Annotated in this window: 1 protein-coding gene; it reads left to right on the forward strand. The window is 57.6% G+C overall.

Features of this window, described 5'->3' with window-relative positions; translation table 11 throughout:
* Positions 1-143 precede the first annotated feature (143 nt).
* Positions 144-2,486, forward strand: coding sequence for a putative transposase (locus ACT3TP_RS18565; RefSeq protein WP_105554811.1), 2,343 nt, complete (start codon positions 144-146; stop codon positions 2,484-2,486).
* Positions 2,487-2,524 lie beyond the last annotated feature (38 nt).

Consider the following 2,524-nt stretch of genomic DNA (forward strand, 5'->3'; position numbering starts at 1 on the left):
TCAGGGTTCTGGACATGCTCAAACAGAACCCACCAAAAGATCCCCGAGAAATCGGGGATCTTTTGCGTTAAACCTCTATTAATTCACACCCACTTTCGATAGAATTTAACTGAACATACTAGTCGGGGCGTGGAGGTGGAAAGATGGCATATATGAACGCCGAACCCTTCCTCACCTTCAACCCACGCCCCGAAGCAATACCCATCGGACACGCGGCAGGTTTACTCGAAGATGATCACGGCGGGCAAGTGTTCATCCACGGAATGCTCTGGCACTCCTGGACCACCGGCGATGACACCTCCAAACGATTAGCAGCTGTGTCGTTGTGGCGGATGAAAGCGGCCTCAGCCGCAGAAATAGGCCACGCCTTCGGCGTCATCGAAGACACTATTTGGCACTGGCACCGCACGCTGAACACCACCGGCCTGAACTCGTTGACTAGTGAGAAACGTGGACCGAAAGGCGGCTCCAAACTCACCAAAGAGGTCATCACCCGCATTCAACAGCTACGCGCCAGCGGCCTGACTCTGACGGCAACTGCCGCGCAAACCGGTGTCTCGGAATTCAGTGTCCGCCGCGCCATGAAGCTGGACCCCGCCACTGGCCAACCACCAGTACCTGGCCAGGATTTGAGGACCGCTGACCTCACCGAAGCAATCCAAGAAGAACTACCGATACTGCCAACCCCGGCGCCACGCACCGAAGAACGCCTCGCCGCGTCCACCGGAACCCTGACCGAAGCGGTCCCGGTGTTCACTCCAGCCGCGAAGATCCCCTACGCCGGACTACTGCTCGCATTACCAGCGTTGGAAGCCACCGGTCTGCTGTCCTGTGTTCATCAGGTGTATTCAGCATTGAAGCCTGGATTTTATGGGCTGAACACCACCATCCTTGAAGCGGTGCTGCGCACCTTGGCCGGGGAGCCACGCGCCGAAGGCGCGAGGCGGTTGAAGCCAGCAGATTTGGGCAGGATTCTGGGGTTGGACCGTGCCCCGGAAGTAAAAACCATCCGCCGCAAGCATCAGGAACTCGCCGCCCAAACCCATGCAGTCGAACTGCTTGTTGCCTTAGGAAAACACCACCTCGCCAGCACGGAACCAACAGGTGAGGGCGATGCGCTGGGGTTGCTGCTGTATGTGGACGGGCACGTACGCTCCTACCAAGGGTCCAAAAAAATCGGTAAGCAGTACTCGACCCGCCTGAAATATCCGGTGCCGGCGTCCATGGAAACGTGGGTTTCTGACGCGTCTGGTGCGCCGGTGTTCATGGTGATGGCCGCGCCGTCCAAGAATCTGGTCGGTGAGCTGCGCGGCCTGGTTCCTCAGTTGCGTGCGCTGGTGGGTGACCAGAGGCGGGTTCTGATCGGCTTTGACCGTGAAGGCTGGTCCCCAGCGTTGTTCGAGTATTTGTATGAGCAAGGGTTTGACGTATTGACTTGGCGCAAGGGCAGTATCCCGGACCTTGATCCAGGAATATTCCGTAAGGCGAGGTTCACTAATCAGTGGGGCCAGGATCATGAGTGGAAGCAGGCTGCTGACACTGTCGTCGGGGTTGAGGTGGATGCCAAGGCCCGTAAGAACGCTGAAGCGGCCGGCGAAGCATCGGATGAAACAGGGGCGCTGGTTCCGTCCGTTGGCGTCACCGTGGACGGGATGTTTGGGATGCGGCAGGTCAGCCGGATCGTTGCTGCCGGCAAGCAAGTGCGTGAGAGTACCGGGGAAGCGGATCGCCAGATTCATCTGCTGACTACGAATACTACGTTGAGTGCTGGGGAGTTGATCTTCCATATCGGCAGGCGTTGGCGGCAAGAAAATTACTTCCGATACGCCCGCCAGCACTTTGCTTTGGACTCCCACGACACCTATCAGCACACCGTGGATGACGTGACCCGTAGCGTGCCGAACCCGGCGAAAGAGAAAGCGAAGCAAGCACGAGATGCGGCAGCAGCAGTGGTGAGCACGCTGAGCAGCGTCGCTGACGCACAGATGTTGCGGTTGAACACTCCGGAACCAGGGGAAACCCGGGTGGTCAGTAACGCTGAGGTTAATCAGATTAACGCGCCGGTGATCAAAGCGGAACAAGCACTGCACAAGGCTACAAAGAAGTGGGAGAAGATCCCTGCCCGGCTGCCGTTAGGTGAAGTAAATCCGGGACAACTGGTGTTGGAAACAGAGCATAAGCAGTTGCTTCATGCGGTGCGGATGTCCGCATTCAATGCGTCCATGGCCATGGTCGCTGACATTCGTTCACACACCGGGTTGAGATCTGTGTTCAAGGACGCGAATGAGTTCGTGCGTCAAGCGTTGACCGGTAGTGGGGATTTGGACCCACGAACCGACGGCTTTTTGGACGTCGTCTTGGATCCGTTACCTACCCGGCGGGAAACGGTGGCGTTGGGTGAGATGTGTGAACGGCTCTCTGAGACACGCACCCGGTATCCGGGGACGGACCGGGTGTTGCGGTATCGGGTGAAGAATCATTGCTGAGTGTTGAGTTTATTTTTTAGCCGATGTCCAGAACCCTG

The sequence above is a fragment of the Glutamicibacter sp. AOP38-B1-38 genome (assembly GCF_052377485.1).
GTDB lineage: Bacteria > Actinomycetota > Actinomycetes > Actinomycetales > Micrococcaceae > Glutamicibacter.